General features: G+C 64.6%; 1 protein-coding gene. It reads right to left on the bottom strand.

Annotated features, from left to right (window positions below; all coding sequences use genetic code 11):
• Positions 1 to 268: ABC transporter permease subunit (locus tag AC0L2M_RS34690; RefSeq protein ID WP_473537285.1), on the bottom strand; the 268-nt coding region annotated here is incomplete at both ends.

Genomic DNA, 268 nt, shown 5'->3' with positions numbered 1-268 from the left:
ACCAGCGCGAAGCCGAAGCTGACGTGAAGACTGGCGAGGATCCAGCTCATCGCCGACGGGATGATGACGGTGCGGGTGATCTGGTAGGGCGAAGCGCCGAGGATCTGGGCGTTGGCGATCATCGCCCTGTCGGCCTCGCGCACGCCCTGGAAGGCGTTGGCGAAGACGACGAAGAACACCATGACGACCGCCAGCGCCACCTTGGAGGCCATGCCGAGGCCGAGCGCGATGATGAAGACCGAGCCCACGAGACTGCAGCTAATCTCGT

Source organism: Mesorhizobium sp. WSM4806 (assembly GCF_055811635.1).
Note: the sequence above shows the minus strand (reverse complement) of the source record. Positions and strands in the feature narration are given on the sequence as shown.